This is a genomic window from Rhodospirillum centenum SW, from assembly GCF_000016185.1.
Lineage (GTDB): Bacteria > Pseudomonadota > Alphaproteobacteria > Azospirillales > Azospirillaceae > Rhodocista > Rhodocista centena.
Genome location: NC_011420.2, coordinates 4,151,677 through 4,174,263 on the forward strand (window position 1 = coordinate 4,151,677; position 22,587 = coordinate 4,174,263).

General features: G+C 70.1%; 22 protein-coding genes, 1 tRNA gene and 1 riboswitch. Of the genes, 15 read left to right on the plus strand and 8 right to left on the minus strand.

From position 1 onward, the window contains the following. Window positions 1-37: 37 nt before the first annotated feature. The 4 genes from RC1_RS18865 to yddG all read left to right on the plus strand — a co-directional run bounded on the left by RC1_RS18865 (window position 38) and on the right by yddG (window position 3,560). Window positions 38-1,213, plus strand: coding sequence for an acetyl-CoA C-acetyltransferase (locus RC1_RS18865; RefSeq protein ID WP_012569063.1), 1,176 nt, complete (start codon window positions 38-40; stop codon window positions 1,211-1,213). Window positions 1,214-1,291: 78 nt separating this feature from the next. Then, on the plus strand, window positions 1,292-2,014 hold the full coding sequence (gene phbB, locus RC1_RS18870) for an acetoacetyl-CoA reductase (protein WP_012569064.1): 723 nt from the start codon (window positions 1,292-1,294) through the stop codon (window positions 2,012-2,014). A gap of 109 nt (window positions 2,015-2,123) precedes the next feature. After that, entirely contained in the window at window positions 2,124-2,582 is a 459-nt protein-coding gene (locus RC1_RS18875) for an NUDIX hydrolase (protein WP_012569065.1), read from the plus strand. Window positions 2,583-2,654: 72 nt separating this feature from the next. Next, entirely contained in the window at window positions 2,655-3,560 is a 906-nt protein-coding gene (yddG, locus tag RC1_RS18880; RefSeq protein WP_012569066.1) for an aromatic amino acid exporter YddG, read from the plus strand. Between the two features lie 23 nt (window positions 3,561-3,583). Here the strand turns inward: yddG and RC1_RS18885 are convergent, their stop codons facing one another. Next, complete coding sequence (locus tag RC1_RS18885) at window positions 3,584-4,339, minus strand: class I SAM-dependent methyltransferase (RefSeq protein ID WP_012569067.1); 756 nt, start codon at window positions 4,337-4,339, stop codon at window positions 3,584-3,586. 112 nt (window positions 4,340-4,451) lie between these two features. Between RC1_RS18885 and RC1_RS18890 the strand changes: the two genes are divergently transcribed. Continuing rightward, window positions 4,452-5,426, plus strand: coding sequence for a radical SAM protein (locus tag RC1_RS18890; RefSeq protein ID WP_012569068.1), 975 nt, complete (start codon window positions 4,452-4,454; stop codon window positions 5,424-5,426). 171 nt (window positions 5,427-5,597) lie between these two features. Beyond that, a complete protein-coding gene (locus tag RC1_RS18895; protein WP_012569069.1) occupies window positions 5,598-7,004 on the plus strand; it encodes a porin in 1,407 nt (468 codons plus the stop codon). Between the two features lie 107 nt (window positions 7,005-7,111). On the opposite strand, the gene RC1_RS18900 is transcribed toward RC1_RS18895, so the two are convergent. After that, window positions 7,112-7,804, minus strand: a complete 693-nt coding sequence (locus tag RC1_RS18900; RefSeq protein ID WP_012569070.1) for a UdgX family uracil-DNA binding protein — start codon at window positions 7,802-7,804, stop codon at window positions 7,112-7,114. A gap of 184 nt (window positions 7,805-7,988) precedes the next feature. On the opposite strand from RC1_RS18900, the gene RC1_RS18905 reads away from it, so the two are divergent. Further along, entirely contained in the window at window positions 7,989-8,966 is a 978-nt protein-coding gene (locus tag RC1_RS18905) for an SDR family oxidoreductase (RefSeq protein WP_012569071.1), read from the plus strand. An 85-nt stretch (window positions 8,967-9,051) separates the two neighbouring features. On the opposite strand, the gene RC1_RS18910 is transcribed toward RC1_RS18905, so the two are convergent. The 3 genes from RC1_RS18910 to RC1_RS18920 are packed head-to-tail and all read right to left on the minus strand — an operon-like array spanning window position 9,052 to window position 12,030. Next, window positions 9,052-10,038: a tripartite tricarboxylate transporter substrate-binding protein gene (locus RC1_RS18910; protein WP_012569072.1), complete on the minus strand. Its 987-nt coding sequence runs from the start codon at window positions 10,036-10,038 to the stop codon at window positions 9,052-9,054. Window positions 10,039-10,078: 40 nt separating this feature from the next. Beyond that, window positions 10,079-11,578, minus strand: coding sequence for a tripartite tricarboxylate transporter permease (locus tag RC1_RS18915; RefSeq protein ID WP_012569073.1), 1,500 nt, complete (start codon window positions 11,576-11,578; stop codon window positions 10,079-10,081). Next, window positions 11,578-12,030 (minus strand): tripartite tricarboxylate transporter TctB family protein, encoded by a 453-nt coding sequence (locus RC1_RS18920; protein ID WP_012569074.1) that lies wholly within the window; start codon window positions 12,028-12,030, stop codon window positions 11,578-11,580. Before RC1_RS18920 ends, RC1_RS18915 begins: the two co-directional genes overlap by 1 nt. Before the next feature lie 366 nt (window positions 12,031-12,396). Between RC1_RS18920 and leuD the strand changes: the two genes are divergently transcribed. The 4 genes from leuD (at window position 12,397) to RC1_RS18940 (ending at window position 15,078) form a co-directional block, all read left to right on the plus strand. Then, window positions 12,397-13,008, plus strand: coding sequence for a 3-isopropylmalate dehydratase small subunit (gene leuD / locus RC1_RS18925; protein ID WP_012569076.1), 612 nt, complete (start codon window positions 12,397-12,399; stop codon window positions 13,006-13,008). A gap of 71 nt (window positions 13,009-13,079) precedes the next feature. Continuing rightward, window positions 13,080-14,192, plus strand: coding sequence for a 3-isopropylmalate dehydrogenase (gene leuB, locus RC1_RS18930; RefSeq protein ID WP_012569077.1), 1,113 nt, complete (start codon window positions 13,080-13,082; stop codon window positions 14,190-14,192). Beyond that, complete coding sequence (locus tag RC1_RS20510) at window positions 14,182-14,709, plus strand: GNAT family N-acetyltransferase (protein ID WP_049766767.1); 528 nt, start codon at window positions 14,182-14,184, stop codon at window positions 14,707-14,709. The genes leuB and RC1_RS20510 overlap by 11 nt, the downstream gene beginning before the upstream one ends. Window positions 14,710-14,757: 48 nt before the next feature. Beyond that, window positions 14,758-15,078, plus strand: a complete 321-nt coding sequence (locus tag RC1_RS18940) for a helix-turn-helix domain-containing transcriptional regulator (RefSeq protein WP_012569079.1) — start codon at window positions 14,758-14,760, stop codon at window positions 15,076-15,078. Between the two features lie 42 nt (window positions 15,079-15,120). Here RC1_RS18940 and gpmA read toward each other — a convergent pair whose 3' ends face one another. Beyond that, complete coding sequence (gene gpmA / locus RC1_RS18945; protein ID WP_012569080.1) at window positions 15,121-15,807, minus strand: 2,3-diphosphoglycerate-dependent phosphoglycerate mutase; 687 nt, start codon at window positions 15,805-15,807, stop codon at window positions 15,121-15,123. 262 nt (window positions 15,808-16,069) lie between these two features. Then, window positions 16,070-16,852, minus strand: a complete 783-nt coding sequence (locus RC1_RS18950) for a substrate-binding periplasmic protein (RefSeq protein WP_041785568.1) — start codon at window positions 16,850-16,852, stop codon at window positions 16,070-16,072. Between the two features lie 249 nt (window positions 16,853-17,101). Here RC1_RS18950 and zapE point away from each other — a divergent pair, with 249 nt between their 5' ends. After that, window positions 17,102-18,226: a cell division protein ZapE gene (gene zapE, locus RC1_RS18955; RefSeq protein WP_012569082.1), complete on the plus strand. Its 1,125-nt coding sequence runs from the start codon at window positions 17,102-17,104 to the stop codon at window positions 18,224-18,226. A gap of 172 nt (window positions 18,227-18,398) precedes the next feature. On the opposite strand, the gene RC1_RS18960 is transcribed toward zapE, so the two are convergent. Then, a tRNA-Gln gene (locus RC1_RS18960) sits at window positions 18,399-18,472 on the minus strand. A gap of 362 nt (window positions 18,473-18,834) precedes the next feature. Here RC1_RS18960 and RC1_RS18965 point away from each other — a divergent pair. From RC1_RS18965 to RC1_RS18975, 3 genes are all read left to right on the plus strand, one after another. Beyond that, window positions 18,835-19,440, plus strand: a complete 606-nt coding sequence (locus RC1_RS18965; protein ID WP_012569083.1) for a GNAT family N-acetyltransferase — start codon at window positions 18,835-18,837, stop codon at window positions 19,438-19,440. A 119-nt stretch (window positions 19,441-19,559) separates the two neighbouring features. After that, a riboswitch (TPP riboswitch) is annotated at window positions 19,560-19,690 on the plus strand. Window positions 19,691-19,754: 64 nt separating this feature from the next. Next, window positions 19,755-21,626 carry a phosphomethylpyrimidine synthase ThiC gene (thiC, locus tag RC1_RS18970; protein WP_012569084.1) on the plus strand — a complete coding sequence of 624 codons (1,872 nt, stop codon included), beginning with the start codon at window positions 19,755-19,757 and terminating at the stop codon, window positions 21,624-21,626. Between the two features lie 100 nt (window positions 21,627-21,726). Further along, the gene (locus RC1_RS18975; protein WP_012569085.1) at window positions 21,727-22,419 is read left to right on the plus strand and encodes a DUF2987 domain-containing protein; all 693 of its coding nucleotides are present in this window, start codon (window positions 21,727-21,729) and stop codon (window positions 22,417-22,419) included. Window positions 22,420-22,587 lie beyond the last annotated feature (168 nt).

Sequence of the window (22,587 nt, forward strand, 5' to 3'; positions counted from 1 at the left end):
TCTCAACCATAAAGCAACCCACGGAGCGGAGGACTTAATGGTCGATGTTGTCATTGCCGGCGCGGCGCGCACGGCCATCGGTGCCTTCAACGGCGGTCTCAGCACCGTTCCTGCCCATTATCTGGGGGAAGTCGTCATCCGTGAGGCGCTGGCCCGCGCCCGGACCGACGCGGCCGAGGTGTCGGAAGTCGTGCTGGGCCAGATCCTGACGGCGGGCGCCGGCCAGAATCCTGCGCGGCAGGCGGCGGTGAACGCCGGCATCCCGGTGGAGCGGACGGCCTACGGCATCAACCAGCTCTGCGGCTCGGGTCTGCGCACGGTGGCGCTGGGCTATCAGGCGATCCTGCTGGGCGATGCCGAGGTGGTGGTCGCCGGCGGGCAGGAGAGCATGAGCCAGTCGCCGCACTGCGCCCATCTGCGCCCGGGTGTGCGCATGGGCGACGCGACCTTCGTCGATACCATGCTGAAGGACGGCCTGCTGGACGCCTTCAACGCCTATCACATGGGCAACACGGCGGAGAACGTCGCGGACAAGTGGCAGATCACCCGCGAGCAGCAGGATGAATTCGCCGCCGCCTCGCAGCAGAAGGCGGAGGCCGCGATGAAGGCCGGCCGCTTCAAGGACGAGATCGTCCCGGTGAAGATCGCCACCCGCAAGGGCGAGGTGGTGGTGGACACCGACGAGCACCCCAAGGCCGGCACCACGGCCGAGGCGCTGGCGAAGCTCCGACCGGCCTTCCGGAAGGACGGCACGGTCACCGCCGGCAACGCTTCGGGCATCAATGACGGGGCGGCGGCGCTGGTGCTGATGACGGCCGACAACGCCGCCCGCCGCGACGTCGCCCCGCTGGCCCGCATCGTCTCCTGGGCCACGGCCGGCGTCGATCCGGCGGTGATGGGCTCCGGCCCGATCCCGGCCTCCCGCGCCGCGCTGAAGAAGGCGGGCTGGACGGTGGACGATCTCGACCTGATCGAGGCCAACGAGGCGTTCGCCGCCCAGGCCTGCGCCGTGAACAAGGATCTCGGCTGGGATACGGCCAAGGTCAACGTGAACGGCGGCGCCATCGCGCTCGGCCATCCGATCGGCGCCTCCGGCGCGCGGGTGCTGGTCACGCTGCTGCACGAGATGCAGAAGCGCGACGCGAAGAAGGGGCTCGCCACGCTCTGCATCGGCGGCGGCATGGGCATCGCCCTCTGCGTCGCCCGCGACTGAGCCTCACTCCCGGCGGGGCCGCGGTCCGCGGCCCGCTGTCCAGGTGTCAACCAACCGACCAATCGGGGGGAAACGAAGATGGGACGCGTTGCATTGGTTACCGGCGGTACCCGCGGCATCGGCGAAGCGATCTCCGTGGCGCTCAAGGATGCCGGTTATTCGGTGGCCGCCAACTATGGCGGCAATGACGATGCCGCCCGCCAGTTCTCGCAGCGGACCGGCATCCCCGCCTACAGGTTCGACGTCTCGGACTTCGAGGCGGTGCAGGCCGGCGTCGCCCGCGTGGTCAGCGACCTCGGCCCGGTGGAGGTGCTGGTGAACAATGCGGGCATCACCCGCGACACCACCATCCACCGCATGACCTTCGAGCAGTGGGACGAGGTGATCCGCACCAACCTGACCTCCTGCTTCAACCTCTCCCGCGCCGTCATCGAGGGCATGCGCGAGCGCGGCTTCGGCCGCATCGTCAACATCGGCTCCGTCAACGGCCAGGCCGGGCAGTACGGCCAGGTCAACTACGCCGCCGCCAAGTCCGGCCTGCACGGCTTCACCAAGGCGCTGGCGCAGGAAGGGGCGGCCAAGGGCATCACGGTCAATGCCATAGCCCCCGGCTACATCGACACGGACATGGTCCGCTCGGTGCCGCCGAACGTGCTGGAGAAGATCGTCGCCCGCATCCCCGTCGGCCGCCTGGGCAAGGCGGAGGAGATCGCCCGCGGCGTGCTGTTCCTGGTCGGGGACGATGCCGGCTTCATCACCGGCAGCACCCTCTCCATCAACGGCGGCCAGCACATGTACTGATCCGGCGGACCCGTTCCCGCCCGGTCCGGACGGCCCCGGGAATTTCCCGGGGCCGTCCGTCGTTCCGGTCGGTCTTGCGGCGTCCGGCCGGGGCGGCTACTCAGGGGCGATGACCGCCCCGACGCTCACACTGCCCGTCCACGCCTTCCCCGACCAGCCGCGCGTCGGCGTCGGCTGCATCGTCTGGAAGGGTGACCGAATCCTGCTCGTCCGGCGCGGCAAGCCGCCGGGGGAGGGGGAGTGGAGCCTGCCCGGCGGCAGCCAGGAGCTGGGGGAGACCCTGGCCGATACCGCGGCCCGCGAGGTTCTGGAAGAGACAGGCATCGTCGCCCGTCCGACCGGCGTGCTGACGGCGGTGGACAGCATTCTGCGTGACCCGGACGGCCGCATCCGCTTCCACTTCACCATCGTCAACGTAGAGGCCGACTGGCTCTCGGGCGAGCCGGTTCCCGGCGACGACGCGCTGGAGGCGTGTTGGGCGACAGCCGAGGAGTGGCGGTCGCTGGTGGCCTGGCCTGCGCTGCTGGAGGTGCTCGATCTCGCACGGATGCGGCGGACGCAGGTCTGACCGGCCGGGCGACGGGGCGTTCCCTGTGCGCCCCCCCTTGCGGGTGTCGCGGTGCCCGCGTACCACCATGGCATGTCCAGCCCCGCCGCCGTCCTCTCGCCCGCCGCCCCTGCCATCCGCCGCGCCACCCTGATCGGTGCGACGGCCGTCCTGCTCTGGGCGACTCTCGCCACGCTCACCTCCTTTGCTGGCCCGGTGCCGCCGTTCCAGATGGTGGCGATGAGCTTCGGCATCGGCGGCATCACGGGCCTTCTGGTCCAGATCGTCCGCCGCCGGCCTCTGTCGCAGGCGCTGTTCCAGCCGCTGCCGGTCTGGCTGCTGGGGGTGGGTGGTCTGTTCGGCTACCATTTCTTCTACTTCATCGCCATGCGTACTGCGCCGGCGGTGGAGGCGAACCTCATCAACTATCTCTGGCCGCTGTTCATCGTCCTGTTCTCCGGCCTGCTGCCGGGCGAGCGGTTGGGGCGCGCCGCGCTCGCGGGGGCTGCGGCCGGGCTGGCGGGCACGCTGCTGCTGGTCGGCGGCGGGGCCGAGGCGGGGGAGATGGGCGGCGGCCACTGGGCCGGGTACCTGTCGGCGCTGGCCTGCGCCCTGATCTGGTCGGCCTATTCCGTGGCGATGCGCCGGCACGGCGAGGTGCCGACGGAGGCGGTGACCGGGTTCTGCCTCGGCACTTCGGTGCTGGCCGCCCTCTGCCACCTGCTGTTCGAGGTGACGGTGTGGCCGCAGGGGGCGGCCTGGCTGGTGGTGCTGGCGATGGGGCTGGGGCCGCTCGGCATCGCCTTCTTCGTCTGGGACTACGGCATCAAGCGTGGCGACATCCAGACCCTTGGGGCGCTCAGCTATGCCGCCCCGCTGCTCTCCACGGCACTGCTGATCGCGCTCGGCCGCGGCGAGCCGACGCCGACCCTGGGGCTGGCCTGCCTGCTGATCGTCGGTGGCGCCGTCATCGCCGGCCGCGGCCTCGCCCGCGGATAGCGCTATCCGGCCCGGGCGGGAGGCTATTCCTCCGGCTGGCGGTGGCTCGCACTGCGGCCGAAGACCGGCCGGGCGGCGGGGGCCAGCAGGCGGCTGCGTTCCGGCGCCTTCACCCGGCCGGCCGAGGCGTAGATCTGTTTCGACGCCTCCACCACGATCACCCCGGCGAAAGCCTTGAACCAGCGCGCGCCGATCTCCTCCCAGGCGCCGGCGCCGGCCAGCAGGAAGCGCGACCGCGCCGGCGGCATGAACAGCGCGCAGCTTTCCTTCTCCGGGACGAACAGGTTGGCGCGCAGCGTCTTCTTGAGCTGGGAGGAGGAGTAGGGGGAGCCGTTGCCGAACGGCGTGCGGTCGGACCGGGCCCAGATGCTGCGCCGGTTCGGCACGATGGCGATCAGGCGGCCGCCGCCCGCCAGCACGCGCCAGACCTCACGCAGCATCGGGCGCAGATGCTCGGTGTATTCAAGCCCGTGGATCAGCAGCACCCGGTCCACCGACATGTCCGGCAGGGGCAGCTCCGCCTCGTCCGTCAGGGTCACCAGCCCCGGCCCCTCCTGCGGCCAGAACACCACGCCCTGGCTGGCCGGCATCATCGCCAGGACCCGCTCCGCCTCGTCGCGGAACGGTCGCAGATAGGGCGTGGCGTAGCCGATGCCCAGCACCCGCTGCCCGGTCACGTCCGGCCACAGCTCGCGGACGCGGCGGCGGATCAGCCGCCGCACCACCTGCCCCAGGCTGCCTTCGTAGAATTCGCGCAGATCGACGACGTCGCTGTACATGGCCGCACGCTAGCACGAACGGGTCCGGCCCGGGGAGTGTAAGCGGTCCCGCAACGGACTACCTTTCCCCGGGACTGCCCCTGCGGGGCCCGCAGCCGCTACGGAAGACCGCATGACCGCCTCCGCCGCCCCCTCCTGCCCGACCGTTGCGACCACGCCGCTGGATCCGGCGAAGTTCCGCGATCCCGCCGTGACCGCGCGGGGGGAGCGGCGCGCCTGGGTGACATTGGCGGCGTTGCGTACCCTCTGGCTCAACACCGGAACGCTCTGCAACATCGCCTGCGCCAACTGCTACATCGAATCGAGCCCGCGCAACGACGCGCTGGTTTATCTCGCCCGGGCCGAGGCGAAGGCGTACCTGGACGAGATTGCCGCGGCCGGCTGGCCGACGCGGGAGATCGGGCTGACCGGCGGCGAGCCTTTCATGAACCGTGATGTCCCCGGCATCCTGGAGGACATTCTGGACGGCGGCTTCCGTGCCCTGGTCCTGACCAACGCCATGCGGCCGATGCAGCGGCACCGGGCAGCACTCCTGCGTCTGCGCGACCGGCACGGGGCGCGGCTGTCGCTGCGGGTCTCTCTCGACCATTACGGCCGGGCCGTGCATGAGGCGGAGCGGGGACCGGGCTCCTGGGAGCCGGCGCTGCGCGGGCTGGTCTGGCTGGCCACCAACGGTTTCGACGTCTCCGTCGCCGGGCGCGATCTCCCGGGCGAAGGAGAGGACCGGCTCCGCGCCGGCTATGCCCGGCTGTTCGCGGATCTGGGACTCGGCATCGATGCCGCCGATCCCGCCCGCCTCGTCCTCTTCCCCGAGATGGATGCCCGCCGCGACGTGCCGGAGATCACGGAAGCCTGCTGGGGCATCCTGGGGCGGAGCCCGGACCAGATGATGTGTGCCGGCAGCCGTATGGTCGTGAAGCGCAAGGGTACGGACCGGCCGACGGTCGTCGCCTGCACCCTGCTGCCCTACGATCCGCGCTTCGATCTCGGCCCGACGCTGGCGGGGGCACACGGGCCGGTGGCGCTCAACCATCCCCATTGCGCCAGATTCTGCGTTCTGGGCGGAGCATCGTGCAGCGCCGGCTGAGGTAACGCGCACGGGTTGCACACCTGCAATCTGTGACATGCAAGTCATACTGTCATCAAATCGTCAATCCCCGGACATATTGGACTCGTCCGCCACGCGGTTTCGGTTACGCTTCTTCTGCATCCGCCCGTTCGGGCCACGGCCATAACAACGGTACAGAGGAGGAAGCGCATGAGGTCTCTCCCAGGGCTCTTGGCGACGACAGCGGCCGCGCTCGTGCTGGCGGCGGCGCCGGCAGCGGCGCAGGGCCAGCCGAGTCAGGCACAGATCGACGCCCTCAACCGGCAGATCCAGGCTCTTCAGAGCCAGCTCGAAACCCTGCGGGAGTCCGTCGAGAAGCAGATCCAGACGGTCGACAAGCGGACCGCCGACATGCCGACCGTCACGGTGAATGCCGGGCGGCCGCGCATCGTCTCCGCCGACAAGGCGTTCGACGTGGCGCTGCGCACGCGCTTCCACATCGACTATGGCAACTGGTTCCCCGATTCCGGTATCTCCGCGGACCTGCCGGACGGCTTCAATGTCCGCCGCGCCTTCTTCGGCATCGCCGGCACGGTCTACCGCGACTGGGCCTTCGAGTTCACGCTCGACGCCTCCAGCAGCCGCGGCACCAGCACCCGTCTGCAGGCGGCGAACATCGCCTATACCGGCGTTCCGGGCTGGCGTTTCGAGATCGGCCTGATGCAGCCGCCCTTCACGCTGGATGACGCCACGGGCTCCAACGACATCCCGTTCATCGAGCGCTCGGCCATCACCAACACGATCACCAACATCGTGGCCAGCGAAAGCCGCGCCGCGGTCGGCGTCCGCAAGACCGGCTCCAACTACATGGTGGCGGCCTATCTGACGGGCGATCAGGCGGCGATCAGCCCCGTCGGCGGCGACGACCAGCTCGCTGCCATCGGCCGGGGCGCCTTCCTGGTCCATAGCGCGCAGAACCAGGAGGTGGCGATCGGCGCCTCCGTCGGTACGGTGATCACGCCGCGCCAGGGCACCGGACCGGGGGCGGCCCGGCCCTACCTGTTCGCCGACCGGCCGGAGAACCGGATCGGCGGCGGCACCCTGCTGGTCAGCGGCGGCACGCTGGACCTGGAAGACTACACGGTCTGGGGTGGCGACATCGGCGCCAGCTTCAACAATTTCTGGGCCGCAGCCGAGTACTATGCCCAGGATGTCGAGACACGGGACAGCCCCGCCACCGTGGCGGACGAAGGGGCAGACCTGAGCTTCGAGGGCTATTACGTCTCGCTGGGCTACATTCTCACGGGCGAACACCGGAAGTACAACATCGGCACGGGTGGCTGGGCCGGTGTCGTGCCGTCGGCGCCGTTCAACTCCCAGGGCGGCATCGGTGCCTGGGAACTGGCGGTCCGCTACTCCGTCAACGATCTCCAGGACCCCGATTACGTGACGCCGCTGGAAGGCAAGCAGACGGTCTGGACCTTCGGCGTCAACTGGTACGTCAACGCGGCCATCCGCTTCATGCTGAACTACCAGATGATCGACATCGAACGGCCGGCTCCGCTGGTGGATGCCGACGCCGACGCCATCATCGGGCGCTTGCAGTTCCAGTTCTGAGTTCCGGTTCCGACTGTTCCTTTCGTCAGCCTCCTTGGCCCCGCACCCTCCCGGTGCGGGGCTTCTTTCTGCCCGCCCGCGTCTTCTGCCCGCCCGCGGCGCCCCGGCTACAGCAGGCGGCCTTGCCCCATCCCCATGCGGGCGGGTTCATCGCTCCTGCTCCGCCCGGCCAGCCGGTCGGCGATCCGGGCCAGGTCGTCCACGAAGCGTTCGTAGGCCGCCCGCTGCGTCTCCCGGTCCTCGATCCGCAACAATGACGACGGATGCACCGTCGCCGTGATCCAGCCCGCCAGCGGCGTGCGCAGGAACTGGCCGCGTTCCTCCGTCACCTTGAAGGTCCGGCCGATCAGGGCCTGCGCCGCCGTGGCGCCCAGGCAGACGATGCCCTCCGGTGCGATGGCGGCGATCTCGTTCTCCAGCCAGGGAAGACAGGCCAGGATCTCCAGCCGTCCGGGCTTCTCGTGCAGCCGGCGGTGGCCCCGCTGCACCCATTTGAAGTGCTTGACCGCGTTGGTGACGTAGATGCCGGTGCGGTCGATCCCGGCCGCGTTCAGGGCAAGGTCCATGAGCTGTCCTGCCGGACCGACGAAGGGGCGCCCCTGGGCGTCCTCCCGGTCGCCCGGCTGTTCCCCGACCAGCACCAGCCGCGCCCGCTCCGGCCCCTCCCCGAACACGGTCCGGGTGCCGGTCTCGTGCAGCGGACAGGCGGTGCAGCCCGCCGCGGCCTCGCGCAGGGCGGGGATGGTGCGGGCCGGCGGCAGGAAGCGGGCCGCTGTATCGGGCGGTGCGCGCGGCGGCATGATCGCTTCTCCCTGACGGTTCCCGACCCGGTTGCGGACCCTTCCGGCTCAATTGCGCGAATCCGGGAAAGTTCCCGTTCCGCGGGCCGTCGTGCCGAATGACGCCGTTGCCTGTTGGGGCGCCAGGATCGGCTCCGGGGCGGGAAATGGCCCTGCGGGGCCGGAACCGGAGGAGGAGAAGGGCATGCATGCAGCGCAGCGGGACGGACGCCTGGACGGTACCACGGTGGTGATCGCGGGGGCGTCCAGCGGCATCGGGCGGGCTACCGCCCGGGCGTTCGCTGCCCAGGGCGCCCGGCTCGTGCTCGCGGCCCGGCGGCGCGACATGCTGGAGGACGCGGCGGCGGAGTGCCGGCGGGCCGGTGGGGAGGCCATCGCCGTGCCGGCGGACGTCACCAGCCCGTCCGACATGCGCCATCTGCTGGACGCGGCCACCGATCGCTTCGGCGGGGTCGATGTCTGGATCAACAATGCCGGCGTGGGTGCCGTCGGCTGGTTCGAGGATGTCCCGCTGGAGGCGCACCGCCGCACCATCGAAACCAACCTGCTGGGTCCGCTGAACGGCGCCCATGCCGTGCTGCCGCACTTCATCGACCGTGGCCGCGGCGTGCTCATCAACACCAACTCCATCGGTGCCTGGGTCTATCCGCCCGGAGCGGTCGCCTATGCCGCCGCCAAAGCCGGCCTGCACGGCATGACCGAGGCGCTGCGCCACGAGATGCGCCGGCATCCCGGCGTGCATGTCTGCGCGATCTATCCGTACTTCGTGGACACGCCGGGCCTTAAGCATGCCGGCAACTACACCGGCCGCACCCTGAACCCGCGGGGACCGATGCAGTCCCCCGGGCGGATCGCGCGGCTCATGGTGGATCTCGCGGCCCACCCGCGGCGACGGGTGCCGGTGGGGCTGCCGACCCTGCTGGGGCGCGTCGCCTATGCCCTGGCGCCGGACCTCGTGGGCCGAGCCATGCTGGCGGGGGTGGAGATGGCGCTCGCCCGGGCGAGCCCGGGGCGGAACGGGTCGGGCAACCTGTTCGGCCCACCGGAGGACCGGATGGCGGTGCGGGGCGGCGGGCAGTCGCTGCTGCCCGTGGCGGTCGGCCTGGGGGCTGCGGGTCTGCTGGCGGCCGGGGCGCTGGCCGCCGGCCGGCGCGCTACCTGACCCGACCGGACGGCGGCAGGTCCCGGCAAGCAGAAGGGCCGCGACGTTGCCGCCGCGGCCCCTGCGTCCTTCGTGCGGGTGCGGGTCAGTCGGCGTAGGTGCCGGCGCGCTGGATGACGGGGCGCCAGCGCTCGATCTCCTCCTTCAGGAACGCGGCATGGACGTCCGGCGTGGCGCGCTCCTGCGCCACGGGCGCGGTGCCCAGTTCGGCGAAGCGGGTCTTCACCAGATCGCTCTGCAGCGCCGTCTGCAAGGCGGCGGACAGCTTCTGCACCACCGCGTCGGGCGTGCCCTTGGGCGCATAGATGCCGTGCCAGACGGCGACCTGAACCTCCGGCAGCCCGGCCTCGACCGTCGTCGGCAGGTCCGGCAGGGAGGCGACGCGGTCCGGCGTCGTCACCGCATAGGCCTTGATCGCTCCGCCCTTGATCTGGCCGGTGGTGTTGGTGGTCTGGTCGCACAGGATGTCCACCTGCCCGCCGACCAGATCGTTGATGGCGGGGCCGGTGCCCTTGTAGGGCACGGTGTTCAGCGGCGTGCCCAGCGCCTCCTGGAACAGCATGCCGCACAGGTGCGAGGCGGCGCCGACGCCGGCATGGGCCATGTTGATCTTGTCGGCATTGGCCTTCACATGGGTGACCAGCCCCTTCAGGTCGTCGGCGGGGAAGTCCTTGCGCGCCACGATGGTCATCGGCACGTCGGTGACCAGGCCCACGGCGCGGAAGTCGGCCAGGGCGTCGAAGGGCAGCTTGCGGTACAGCGTGGCCGAGGTGGCCATGCCGATATGATGCAGCAGCAGGGTGTAGCCGTCGGGCTCGGCCTTGGCCACCCGGGCCGCGCCGATGGTGCCGCCGGCGCCGCCGACATTCTCGATCACGACCTGCTGACCCAGCGCACCGCTCATCTCCTGCGCGACCAGCCGGGCGACGGTATCCGTCGGGCCGCCGGCGGAGAAGGGCACGACCATGGTGATCGGACGGGTCGGATAATCCTGGGCCGCGGCCGGCCCGGTCAGCACGCCCGCGGCCAGGACGGTCGCCGCGGCGGCGGCGATCACGGATGTAAGACGCATGGCTTCCCCCTTGTGGTCTGTCTGGTTGGTTGCACGCGACTCATTCCCTGAAGGCCTCGTCGCGCTTGCGGCGCAGCGAGGGCATCAGCACGATCAGCAGCAGCCCGACCGCCATCAGGAGCAGGGCGAGGCTCAGCGGCCGCTCCACGAAGATCATCGGATCGCCGCGGGCGATCAGGAAGGACCGCCGCAGATTCTCCTCCATCAGCGGTCCCAGGACGAAGGCCAGCAGCAGCGGCGCCGGCTCGAAGCCCAGCTTCGCCAACCCGTAGCCGGCGAAGCCGAATACCGACAGCATCAGCACGTCCACGTAAGAGCCGTTCACGGTGTAGACGCCGACGCAGCAGAACAGCAGGATCGCCGGATAGAGCAGCCGGTAGGGCATCCGCAGCAGTCGGACCCAGACGCCGACCAGGGGCAGATTGATGATGACCAGCATGGCGTTGCCGATCCACATGCTGGCGATCATGCCCCAGAACAGGCGGGGATTCTCGGTCATCACCTGCGGTCCGGGGATGATGCCCTGGATCGTCATGGCGCCGACCATCATCGCCATCACCGCGTTGGGCGGGATGCCCAGGGTCAGCAGCGGGATGAAGCTGGTCTGGGCGCCGGCGTTGTTGGCACTCTCCGGCCCGGCCACGCCCTCGATCGCGCCGCGGCCGAACCGGCCGGGATCACGGGCGAGCTTCTTCTCCAGCGTGTAGCTGGCATAGGGCGCCAGCACGGCGCCGTTGCCCGGCAGGATGCCCAGGACGGAGCCGATGCCGGTGCCCCGCAGCACGGCCGGGAAGGACTGGCGGATGTCAGCCCAGGTCGGCATCAGCCCCTTGATGGGCTTGTCCAGCACGCCGCGCTGTTCGGGGTTCTCCAGGTTGCGCAGAATTTCCGCCACGCCGAACAGGCCGACCGCCAGCGTGGTGAAGTTGATGCCCTCGGCGAACTGCGCAATGCCGAAGGTCAGCCGCGGCGCTCCGGTTTCGATGTCCGATCCGATCGATCCCAGCAGCAGCCCGACCAGGATCATCGCCACCGCCTTCACGAAGGAACTGCTGGCCAGTACCGTGGCACCGACCAGACCGAACAGCATCAGGGCGAAATACTCCGGCGGGCCGAAGGCCTGGGCGGCCTGCGCCAGCAGCGGCCCGATCAGGGCCACCAGGAAGGTCGCCACGGTCCCCGCGAAGAACGACCCCAGGGCCGCGATCGCCAGCGCCGGGCCGGCGCGGCCCTGGCGCGCCATCTGGTGCCCGTCCAGCGTCGTCACCACGGCCGAGGTCTCGCCCGGCATGTTGACCAGGATCGCCGTGGTGGAGCCGCCGTACTGCGCCCCGTAATAGATGCCCGCCAGCATGATCAGCGCGCCCAGCGGGTCCAGGCTGAAGGTGATCGGCAGCAGGATGGCGATGGTGGCGATAGGGCCGAGGCCCGGCAGCACGCCGATCAGCGTGCCGACCAGAGCCCCTACGAAGCAGAGGCCCAGATTCATCGGCGAGAAGGCGGCACCGAAGCCCAGGGCCAGATTGGCGAAGATGTCCATCAGAAGCGCGGCCAGATCGAGAGCGGGAGCCCGAGCAGGATCGGGAACAGGATGACGGCGAAGAGGATGAGCCCCGCCCCGAAGATCAGCGTGCCGCGCCAGCGGAAGTCGGGCGCTGCGACGGAGGTGACCAGCAGCAGTACCACGCTCGCCAGGATCAGCCCGGCCGGCCGGATCAGAAGGCCGAACAGGGTGATCGCCAGCAGCACCGGCAGCAGCCGGCGCCAGCGGAACGGCGCGATCGTGTCACCGCGGACCCGCAGTCCGCGCAGCGCGATTCCGGCCCCGAACAGGGCGATCAGCCCCGACAGCACGGTGGGAAAGTAGCCCGGTCCCATACGGGAGGTCCGGCCCATGTCCAGATCCGCGGCCTGCCATGCCGCGACGGCTGCCAGGGCGACCAGGACCAGGCCGCCCGCCACATCCTGCGGACTGCGGATGCGCAGCGTCATCACGGCGCCGCTCTTCCGGTGATGGCGGTTGCACGGCTGGCCGCCATGGTGCCCGTTGCGGTATTGGCGGCGCCCAGGCACGACAACCGGCCCTGCCTGGCGGCGGAGCTTTTACCCATCCGGATTCCCCCGTTGCCCCCGTGTCGCCGCATCTGGTCGGCGGTGATCATGGTATCGACCATAGCTTGTACATACTCGCCAGGAACCTTGCAATCGGCCAGCCAGGGCGGGCATCGTGACGGCCACACGGTCGGATTGCGAATGAAAGTTTCTGTCGGACGCATGCCAGGGCAAGCAAATTGCCGCTTCGCGGTTGCGCCCGTCTATGGCATGAAGTCACCCGTTCCCGTCACGCCAGAGGCCGTCATGGAGAAGTTCACCGTTCTCACCGGGGTCGCCGCCCCCTTGCGCATCATGAACGTCGATACGGACATGATCATCCCCGCGCGCTACCTGAAGACGATCAAGCGCACGGGTCTGGGGGCCGGCCTCTTCTCCTCCCTGCGGTTCGACGATACCGGGGCCGAGCGGCCGGACTTCGTGCTGAACCAGCGCGCCTACCGCAACGCCACCATCCTGATCGCCGGCGACAATTTCGGCTGCGGCTCCAGCCGCGAGCATGCGCCCTGGGCGTTGCTGGACTACGGCATCCGCTGCGTGATCGCGCCCAGCTTCGCGGACATCTTCTTCAACAACTGCTTCAAGAACGGCATCCTGCCGATCGCCCTGCCCGAGCCGGTGGTGGAAAAGCTGATGGCGGCGGCCGACAACGGCGCCAACGCCACCTTCACCGTGGACCTGGAGGCGCAGCGGATCGCCATGCCGGACGGTGAGAGCATTCCCTTCGAGGTCGAGCCGTTTCGGCGCGAATGCCTGTTGAACGGCTGGGACGACATCGGCCTGACGCTGCGCCAGTCCGAGCGGATCGACGCCTACGAGGCGCGCCAGCGCACCGAGCAGCCCTGGGCGCTCGGCTGAGGGGCTGCCCCTTTCCAGGCCCTGGCCGAGCGGCTAAGAAGAGACAACAAGAACACACCGGAGTAATCACCATGGCTGGCACCCGTTCCCTGCTCCTGCTTCCCGGCGACGGCATCGGGCCGGAGGTGATGCGCCAGGTCCGGCGCTACATCGACTGGATGGCCCGCAAGCGCGGCATCGAGTTCACCGTGGAGGAGGGGCTGGTCGGCGGCGCCGCCATCGACGCCCAGGGCGTGCCCCTGACGGACGCCACGCTGGAGAAGGCGAAGGCGGCGGACGCCGTGCTGTTCGGCGCCGTCGGCGGGCCGAAGTGGGACGGGCTCGGCTTCGACATGCGTCCGGAAGCCGGCCTGCTGCGCCTGCGCAAGGAGCTGGACCTGTTCGCCAACCTGCGCCCGGCCAAGGTGTTCGATGCCCTGGTGGACGCCTCCAGCCTGAAGCCGGACATCGTGCGCGGGCTGGACGTGATGATCGTGCGCGAGCTGACGGGCGGCATCTATTTCGGGGAGCCGCGCGGCATCGAGGACCTGGGCAACGGCCAGCGCCGCGGCGTGAACACCCAGGTCTACACGACGGCGGAGATCCACCGCGTCGCCCGCATCGCCTTCGAGCTGGCGCGCAAGCGCGGCAACAAGGTCTGCTCGGTTGAGAAGGGCAACGTCATGGAATCCGGCCTGCTCTGGCGGCAGGAGGTGACGGCCCTGCACCGCGCCGAATACGGCGACGTGGAGCTGAGCCACATGCTGGCCGATGCCTGCTCCATGCAGCTCGTCCGTAATCCCGGCCAGTTCGACGTGATCGTCACCGACAACCTGTTCGGCGACATGCTCTCGGACGAGGCGGCGATGCTGACCGGCTCCATCGGCATGCTGCCCAGCGCCTCGCTCGGCGCGCCGGATGCGGACGGCAGGCGCCGCGCACTGTACGAGCCGGTCCACGGCTCCGCCCCGGACATCGCCGGGCGTGACATGGCGAACCCCATCGCCATGCTGCTGTCGCTGGGCATGGCGCTGCGCTGGTCGTTCGACCTGCATGCCGAGGCCGACATGCTGGAACAGGCGGTGCAGAACGTGCTGCGCACGGGCATGCGCACTTCCGACATCATGCAGCCGGGGATGGCGCGCTGCTCCACCTCGGTGATGGCGGACACCATCCTGCGCGAACTGGACAAGCTTGCCGCCTGATCCGGACGCCGATGCCGTGGACCGCCCGGACGGTCCCCGCCGGCCCCGCCCCCGGGTCCGTCCGGCCCGTCCGGAGGATGCGGAGGTGGCGGCGGCCATGATCGCCGCGCTGAGCAGCGAGGAGGGAATGCCCCCTGCCGCGCTGACGCCGGCGCTCTTCAGGCGCCAGGGCTTCGGCCCTGCGCGCCTGTTCCTGCCGCTCATCGCCGAACTGGACGGCCGCCCGGCGGGCGTCGCCCTGCTGACCCGCGGCTACGACAGCCAGTCGGCCCGCGCCGGCCTCGTCGTCGAAGACCTCTATGTGGACCCCTCGTCCCGCCGCTGCGGGGTGGCACGGGCGCTGATGGCCGAGGCCGCACGGCTGGCACAGGCGGACGGGGGCGCCTGGGTCGGCTGGCACGTCCGTCGCGGGAACCTGCGCGCCCAGCTCTTCTATCGCTCCCTCGGTGCCGTGGCGGAGACGGTGGACATCATGGGCCTCTCCGGGGAAGCCTTCGACGCCCTCGCGCGGGAGTGACTGCGGCGCGCAACCTGTGGTATTCTTCTGCCTTCGGGAGGGAACGCCATGACCCTGACATGTCAGTTCGAGCCGACGGTCAAGGCCCGCGCCGATCGGGACCCGGAGTTCCGTCGGGCGCTGGTGGCCGAGGCCGTCAATTCCTTCGTGGAGGGTGACATCGCCACGATGAAGACCCTCCTGCGCGACTATATCAACGCGACGGACGGATTCGATGCCGTGGCCGGGACCCTCGGGAAATCGAGCAAGAGCCTGATGCGCTCGCTGGGTCCCAAGGGCAATCCGCAGCTTGATACGCTCGCCCCGCTCATGGCCTACGCCGCGCGGCGCGAGCGTATCGGCGGCTTCACCGTGGTCGCCGCCGGGTAGGGCCGTCCCCGCCGGCGAGCCCGGCAGGGACGGAAAGACCGGCTACAGGAAGAAGCGGTCGGTCGGCTTCAGGGCGTCGTCCAGCTCGTAGACCAGCGGACGCCCGGTCGGGATCTCGAAGCCGGTGATCTCCTCCTCGGACAGGCCGGAGAGGTACATGACCAGCCCGCGCAGGCTGTTGCCGTGGGCGGAGATCAGCACGCGCTGGCCGGCGCGGATCTGCGGCGCGATGCTCTCATGCCAGTAGGGCAGCACCCGCGCCACGCAGTCCTTCAGGCTCTCGGTGCGGGGAAGCTGCTCCTTGCTCAACCCCTTGTAGCGCCGGTCGCCGTCCGGCAGGCGCTCGTCGCCCTCGGGCAGCGGCGGCGGCGGGATGTCGTAGCTGCGGCGCCAGATGTGGACCTGCTCCTTGCCGTGCTGCGCGGCGGTCTGGGTCTTGTTCAGCCCCTGCAACCCGCCATAGTGCCGCTCGTTCAGGCGCCAGTCCTTCTGCACCGGCAGCCAGAGCCGGTCCATCGTCTCCAGCACCAGGTTCAGCGTCTTGATGGCGCGCTTCAGCACGGACGTGTGGCAGGCGTCGAAGTCGTAGCCGGCCGCGAGCAGCTTCTCGCCCGCCGCCTTCGCCTCGGCCACGCCCTGCTCGGTCAGTTCCACGTCCGTCCAGCCGGTGAACAGATCCTGCTGGTTCCAGACGCTCTGGCCGTGGCGGATGAGGACGAGCTTGGTCATGGCGGTCTTTCCCTGGTTTCCCCGTGGCCGCGTCCTAGCACACCCGCCCCGTCGCACCAAGCCCCCGGAGGGCGTGCCGCCGCTCCGCAGCGGACTGTCGGGCTCCTCCGTCCTGCACTATGGGGCCTGCGCTACGGGGCCTGCACTACGTAAAGGAAGATCGGCCTGCCGCCGAGAGCGGCCCGGCGGCGCGTGGAGCCGTGCGCAGGCCGGTTCACAGAAGGGAGACAGGGGAGCGACGGGGAGGCCTGTGCGTGCAAGGTCAGGGATACGGCGCCGCGACGATGGCATCGCGGCTGCCGTCCGCTGCCATGCCGTCCAGCACCGCATCGAACCGGCCGACGGTGTCCGGCGTCACGCTGCGCCGGCTGAACAGGACATAGGCGTCGTTCGGCAGGGACAGCGGATGCGCCTCCATCCCCCCGACCCGACCGCTGTCGAGCAGCCGTTGCAGCACCAGCGCCCCGTCGAAATAGCCGTCGATCCGGCCCCGTTGCAGCATGGCCCGGGCCGTCTCCACCGTGGGAACCTGGACCGCGACCCGGGCCAGCCGGCCGCTCAGCAGCATCATTTCGAACTCACGGCTCGGCATGGCGCCCAGGATGATGCCCAGGCGGAAGTCCAGGCCCGCCAGTTCCTCCAGGGTCCGGCAATGCCAGCGTCCGCTTTCGCCACGACGGACGACCAGCACGTTCGGTCCTTCCCGGTAGGGGTGGGAGTACAGGCCGAACACCGTGCGCTCATCCGTGCGGGCGAGGCCGGCAATGGCATCGATCCGGCCCTCGCGCAGCCGCGCCATCAGCCGGCTGCGGGGGCCTTCCTCCCACGCCAGGGCGCACCCCATGCGCCGGGCGGCCTCGGTCATCAGACGGAGGTCGATCCCGTCCAGACGGCCGTCCTCCGTGCGGTACTGGTACGGCTCCCACGAGGTCCAGCCGAACGTCAGATGGCACGGGCTGTCCGCCCGCGCCACGGATGCGGCAAGGACATTCAGCAGCAGGCCGATCAGAAAGCCGCCCAGCCGGGCCGGAAAGGACGCGTTCAAATCCGGGTGTCTCAGCATCGCCGCTCAACCGATCGGACGACTCTGCCATCGCCGACCCGCACGGTTCAAGCGTGCTTGGTTAATCCGATGCGAACAGCCGTCGCAGGCGGTCGCCGGCACCGCTCCGCCGCCGCTCCGCTTGCGACCCCGTCCGGCCATCCGCTAAAGGAGGACGCGGGGCGCCGCGACTCAGGGTCGGGCGGACGGCGCCCGTCTGCCGCCCCCGTTCCCCTTGCCGGAAGCCTGCCCATGACCGAAGGACCGCTCGCTGCCTATCGTGCCCGTCGCGGCACGGGCACGCTGAAGGCCGATCCCTGCCAGGAGCTGGCGGCGGAAAAGCTCCAGAGCCTCTGGCATGCCCTGCGCGACTACCGTCCGGCGCTGGGGCAGGGCGGCTGGCGGGCGCGCTTCGGCTTGACCCGCCGGCCCGATCCGGCGCCGCAGGGGCTCTACATCTACGGCGATGTCGGCCGCGGCAAGTCCATGCTGATGGACCTGTTCTTCGAGACCGCGCCGGTGGAACGCCGCCGTCGCGTCCACTTCCACGCCTTCATGCTGGAGGTGCATTCCCGGCTGCACGCGCTGCGCAGCGGCGGCGGAAGCGCCCGCCATGCGGACGAACTGCTGCCCGACCTCGCCCGCCAGATCGCGGAAGAGGCGTGGCTGCTCTGCTTCGACGAATTCCACGTCACCGACGTGGCCGATGCCATGATCCTCGGCCGCCTGTTCACGGCCCTGTTCGACCTGGGCGTCGTCGTCGTGGCGACCAGCAACTGGGGACCCGACGACCTCTACAAGGACGGGCTCCAGCGCGACCGCTTCCTGCCCTTCATCGCCCTGCTGAAGGACCGGCTGGACGTGTTGCACCTCGCCGGGCGGACCGACTACCGGCTGTCCCGCATGCTGGGGGCGAAGGTCTTCCACTATCCGCCGGGGCCGGCGGCCGCTGCGGCGCTGTCCCGCGCCTTCGACGATCTGGCCGAGGGGGCGGCCCCGCGCGCCTGCCATCTGCTCGTGCAGGGCCGGCGCGTGGAGGTGCCGAAGGAGGCGAACGGCGTCGCCTGGTTCCATTTCGACGCGCTGTGCCGGCAGCCGCTGGGGGCCGGCGACTACCTTGCCATCGCCACCCACTTCCATACCGTGATCGTGGAGGGCATTCCCCGCCTGCCGGCGGAGCAGCGCAACGAGGCCAAGCGGTTCATGACGCTGGTGGATGCGCTCTACGAACACAAGGTGAAGCTGATCGCCTCGTCGGAGGTGGCGCCGGAGCGCATCTACGCCGACGGCGCCCACGCCTTCGAATTCCAGCGCACGGTGAGCCGCCTGATGGAGATGCAGAGCGAGGAGTATCTGCGGGTGCCGCACCTGACGTGACCCTGAAGCGGCCGGCTGAGACTGTGTCCCGCGGTGGCAATGCCAGGGGGCCTCGGCAAGAAGGCGTCGCGTCCACTGCCCATGACAGATGGCCATGGCATCAGCGATGCCGTGTCAGGATGTAATTCGGAAAAAGCGTGTCCGGGAGGATTTCCTGGATGAGTCCAGGCGGTGGCTGGGGGACTAGGATTCGAACCTAGACTGGCGGAGTCAGAGTCCGCTGTCCTACCGTTAGACGATCCCCCATCCGGGCCTTCGTCGGTGGCGGTGTTGCCAGCGACCGTCGAAGTGGGCGCGCTTCTAACACAGGGTTTCGGGCTTGTGAACCCCTTTCTTCATGTTCATCGCAAGATCGTGGGATCGGTACCGTTCCCCTGCTTCCGCCACGCGGTTCCCAGGCCCGACAGATCACATGTCAGCGACACTCTCCCTCCGTCGGGTTGGAGTTACGGGGGAATTGCGGCAGGATGGTCGTCCGAAGCCGGGAGCCGAAGGATGCAGCCGTCGCCCCAGTCGCCCGCCCCAGTCCCGCCGCCCCTTTCCGGGCGCGGTTCCGCCTGCCGTCCGGAGCGGCATTCCCCCGGTGCGGTCCCGCCCGGAGGGATGCCATGAGCGGCGACGCGCCGGACACCCCCCGCCGCGCCAGGCCGGGCGCGGGCATCCGACCGGCGATCCCGGCGGATGCCGCGGGCATCGCGCGGGTCCATGTCACGAGCTGGCGCTCCACCTATCCGGGGATGCTGCCCGACCGTTATCTGGTCGGGCTGTCGCCGCCCGCCTATGCCGCCCGCTGGCGCACCATGCTGGCGGCCGAGGGGCGCGGCCGGCGCACCTTCGTCGCCGTCGATCCGGACGACCCGCACGCCCGCAACGGCGTCATCGGATTTGGCTCCTGCGGGCCGCAGCGCACCTCGCTGGAGGGGTATGGCGGGGAGTTCTACGCCCTTTACATGCTGGATCACATGCAGGGGATGGGCTGGGGCCGCCGCCTGATGGGCGCCATGGCGCAGGAACTGCTGGAGTGCGGCATGCGCTCCGCCGTCGTCTGGGTGCTGCGCGACAACCCCTCGCGCTGGTTCTATGAACGGATGGGCGGGACGCGGCTGGCCGAACAGCCGATCAGCTTCGCCGGCGCCCGCCTGACGGAGATCGCCTACGGCTGGACCGATCTGGTCCCGCTGGCGCGGCAGGCCGCCGATCCGCATGTGGGCTGACCCCCCGTGATCTGATCGGCCCGGACCCCGATCCGGGCGGTGCGGTCCGTTCCCTTAGGCCGGAGGGAGCGCCGTCCCTTCCGCCCGGTTGACAGGGCGCGCGAAACGCCCCACCGTCCGCTGGTTTCCAGGGGTGCCCCGGCAGGGGCTGAGACACCGCAGGCCGGCCGCCAGGGGCGGACAGGCGCGCGGGAACCCTTAGAACCTGATCCGGGTCGTACCGGCGTAGGGATGGAACCGGCGGATGCCCTGCATCCGCTCCGGCCGCTTCGCGCAGCGCCCGGATCTCCGCAACCCAGACGGTGGAGATCCCAGTGCCCGACATCCACAGCCCGCTTTCCGCCCCCGACGGCTTCGCCGTGACCACGGGGCCGCTGCCCTCTTCCCGCAAGATCCATGTCGAAAGCCCGCGGCTGGCCGGCGTCCGCGTCGCCCTGCGGGAGATCGACCTGACCGAAGGCTCCGGCGAGCCGCCGGTGCGGGTCTATGACACCTCCGGCCCTTATACCGATCCGGCCCATGCGACCGACATCCGCGCCGGCCTGCCGGCCCTGCGCCGTGCCTGGATCGAGGCGCGCGGCGATGTCGAGACCTATGACGGCCGCGCCGTGCGGCCGGAGGACAACGGCCTGAAGGACGGGGAGGTCAGCCGCGTCCCCGTCTTCGACCGGAGCGGGCGCCGCCCCTTGCGGGCCATCGGCGGCCGGGCCGTCACCCAGCTCGCCTACGCCCGCGCCGGCATCGTCACGCCGGAGATGGAATACGTCGCCATCCGCGAGAATCTGGGCCGGGCGACGCTGCGCGAGCAGGGCCGCACGGTCCGCGACCTGGGCGGGGAGAGCTTCGGGGCCGCCATCCCCGAGCATGTGACCGGCGAGTTCGTGCGCGACGAGATCGCCCGCGGCCGTGCCATCCTTCCGGCCAACATCAACCACCCGGAGGCCGAGCCGATGATCATCGGCCGGAACTTCCTGGTGAAGATCAACGCCAACATCGGCAACTCCGCCGTCACCTCCAGCGTGGCGGAGGAGGTGGACAAGCTGGTCTGGGCCATCCGCTGGGGGGCCGACACGGTGATGGACCTCTCCACCGGCCGCAACATCCACACCATCCGCGAATGGATCATCCGCAACAGCCCGGTGCCGATCGGCACCGTGCCGATCTATCAGGCGCTGGAGAAGGTGGGCGGCCAGGCCGAGGAGCTGACCTGGGAGATCTTCCGCGACACCCTGATCGAGCAGGCCGAGCAGGGGGTGGACTACTTCACCATCCATGCCGGCGTGCGGCTGCCCTACATCCCGCTGACGGCACGGCGCGTCACCGGCATCGTCAGCCGCGGCGGTTCGATCCTGGCGAAGTGGTGCCTGGCCCACCACAAGGAGAATTTCCTCTACACCCATTTCGAGGAAATCTGCGAGATCATGAAGGCCTACGACGTGGCCTTCTCCCTGGGCGACGGGCTGCGCCCCGGCTCCATCGCGGACGCCAACGACGCCGCCCAGTTCGCGGAGCTGGAGACGCTGGGCGAGCTGACGAAGACCGCCTGGAAGCACGACGTCCAGGTGATGATCGAGGGGCCGGGCCATGTGCCCATGCACCTGATCAAGGAGAACATGGACAAGCAGCTCCGCGAATGCGGGGAGGCGCCGTTCTACACGCTGGGGCCGCTCACCACCGACATCGCGCCGGGCTACGACCACATCACCAGCGGCATCGGGGCTGCCATGATCGGCTGGTTCGGCACGGCCATGCTCTGCTATGTGACGCCGAAGGAGCATCTGGGCCTGCCCGACCGCGACGACGTGAAGGTGGGCGTGGTGACCTACAAGATCGCCGCGCACGCCGCCGACCTCGCCAAGGGCCACCCGGCGGCGCGGGAGCGCGACGACGCGCTGTCCCGCGCGCGGTTCGAGTTCCGCTGGAAGGACCAGTTCAACCTGTCGCTGGACCCCGAGACGGCGGAGCGGTTCCACGACCAGACCCTGCCGGCCGAAGGGGCCAAGCTGGCGCACTTCTGCTCCATGTGCGGGCCGAAGTTCTGTTCCATGAAGATCACGCAGGAGGTGCGGGACTATGCCGCCCGGCAGGAGGCGGAAGCCGGCATGGCCGCCATGTCGGAGACCTTCAAGGAAAAGGGCGGGCAGATCTACCTGTCCGACCGGCCCCTTCCGGCCGACCATCACTGACCGGAGACGGGGGCCGGGGGCGGCGCCCGGTGACGGGACGCACAGCACGGTGCGGCGGATGTGTTAGGATGACGCATCCGGAATTGCCGCAGCGTGCGCCATGCCCTTCAGCCGCTTCCTGACGGTTCTTCGTACTGGTCTTCTCGCCGGCCTTCTCGCCGGACCGGTCCTGGCCGGTCCGGCGGCCGCCTTCGAGGTCCCCTACAAGGACTTCTATGACGAGCTGAAACGCTTCGAGCCCCGGCCGGGGACGGAGCGTCTGGCGCTGCGCACCTCGCTCCGCGCCAAGGACCGGAACGCGGAGCTGGGGCCGGTGGAGATGCGAATCCTGACGGCGGACGGCCCGCAGCCCGTGCCCGTGGACGCGAAGAACGCCTTCGCCCTGCCGTTGAACCCCGCCTGGGTGGAGGAGGGGGCGCGGATCGAGCTGAACCAGGACCCGGAACGGTTCGAGATCCGGGTCCAGGTCGGCATGAAGCTCGACGATCCGACCCGCTTCTCCTATGCGGACGTGGTCGCCGCCTTCGGCCAGTTCGATGCCGTGATCGGGAAGGAGGCCGGGTTCTTCGCCTTCGCCGTGCCGTCGGCCAAGGTGCTGCGCGTCCAGTGCGGCACCGGCTGCACGGCCACCCTGGCAGGCCCCAAGGGCGAAAGCACGATCGCGGCCGACGACCGCGGCCGCGTGAACATCCCCAAGGAGCGGCGGCTGCTGAAGGAGAACCCGACCATCACCCTGTCGCGGCCCGCCCTCTGGACCTCCATCAGCACGAAGGACAGCGGGACCCGGGACTGACGGTTGTCAGGCCGGGGGACCGTCAGGGGCGGCGGACGGGCGGGGGCGCCCTGCGCCGGGCGCGCTTGCGGCCCCCCGCCCCCTGGGATAGGTTGCGGCGCACTTTCCGCCGCCCATCCACGGCGCCGGTGTCCCCCTGCGGGGACGCGGGCGCCCCGCCGCAGGTCA

Bases quoted from the DNA above. Each gene is read 5' to 3' on its own strand.
- zapE (WP_012569082.1), top strand. From the start codon at position 17,102: ATGACCGAAGGACCGCTCGCTGCCTATCGTGCCCGTCGCGGCACGGGC.
- leuD (WP_012569076.1), top strand. From the start codon at position 12,397: ATGGAGAAGTTCACCGTTCTCACCGGGGTCGCCGCCCCCTTGCGCATC.
- RC1_RS18920 (WP_012569074.1), bottom strand. From the start codon at position 12,030: ATGACGCTGCGCATCCGCAGTCCGCAGGATGTGGCGGGCGGCCTGGTC.
- RC1_RS18875 (WP_012569065.1), top strand. From the start codon at position 2,124: ATGACCGCCCCGACGCTCACACTGCCCGTCCACGCCTTCCCCGACCAG.
- RC1_RS18975 (WP_012569085.1), top strand. From the start codon at position 21,727: ATGCCCTTCAGCCGCTTCCTGACGGTTCTTCGTACTGGTCTTCTCGCC.
- RC1_RS18965 (WP_012569083.1), top strand. From the start codon at position 18,835: ATGAGCGGCGACGCGCCGGACACCCCCCGCCGCGCCAGGCCGGGCGCG.
- RC1_RS18940 (WP_012569079.1), top strand. From the start codon at position 14,758: ATGACCCTGACATGTCAGTTCGAGCCGACGGTCAAGGCCCGCGCCGAT.
- RC1_RS18890 (WP_012569068.1), top strand. From the start codon at position 4,452: ATGACCGCCTCCGCCGCCCCCTCCTGCCCGACCGTTGCGACCACGCCG.
- leuB (WP_012569077.1), top strand. From the start codon at position 13,080: ATGGCTGGCACCCGTTCCCTGCTCCTGCTTCCCGGCGACGGCATCGGG.
- gpmA (WP_012569080.1), bottom strand. From the start codon at position 15,807: ATGACCAAGCTCGTCCTCATCCGCCACGGCCAGAGCGTCTGGAACCAG.
- RC1_RS18865 (WP_012569063.1), top strand. From the start codon at position 38: ATGGTCGATGTTGTCATTGCCGGCGCGGCGCGCACGGCCATCGGTGCC.
- RC1_RS18895 (WP_012569069.1), top strand. From the start codon at position 5,598: ATGAGGTCTCTCCCAGGGCTCTTGGCGACGACAGCGGCCGCGCTCGTG.
- RC1_RS18910 (WP_012569072.1), bottom strand. From the start codon at position 10,038: ATGCGTCTTACATCCGTGATCGCCGCCGCCGCGGCGACCGTCCTGGCC.
- RC1_RS18900 (WP_012569070.1), bottom strand. From the start codon at position 7,804: ATGCCGCCGCGCGCACCGCCCGATACAGCGGCCCGCTTCCTGCCGCCG.
- RC1_RS18905 (WP_012569071.1), top strand. From the start codon at position 7,989: ATGCATGCAGCGCAGCGGGACGGACGCCTGGACGGTACCACGGTGGTG.
- yddG (WP_012569066.1), top strand. From the start codon at position 2,655: ATGTCCAGCCCCGCCGCCGTCCTCTCGCCCGCCGCCCCTGCCATCCGC.
- RC1_RS18915 (WP_012569073.1), bottom strand. From the start codon at position 11,578: ATGGACATCTTCGCCAATCTGGCCCTGGGCTTCGGTGCCGCCTTCTCG.
- phbB (WP_012569064.1), top strand. From the start codon at position 1,292: ATGGGACGCGTTGCATTGGTTACCGGCGGTACCCGCGGCATCGGCGAA.
- RC1_RS18885 (WP_012569067.1), bottom strand. From the start codon at position 4,339: ATGTACAGCGACGTCGTCGATCTGCGCGAATTCTACGAAGGCAGCCTG.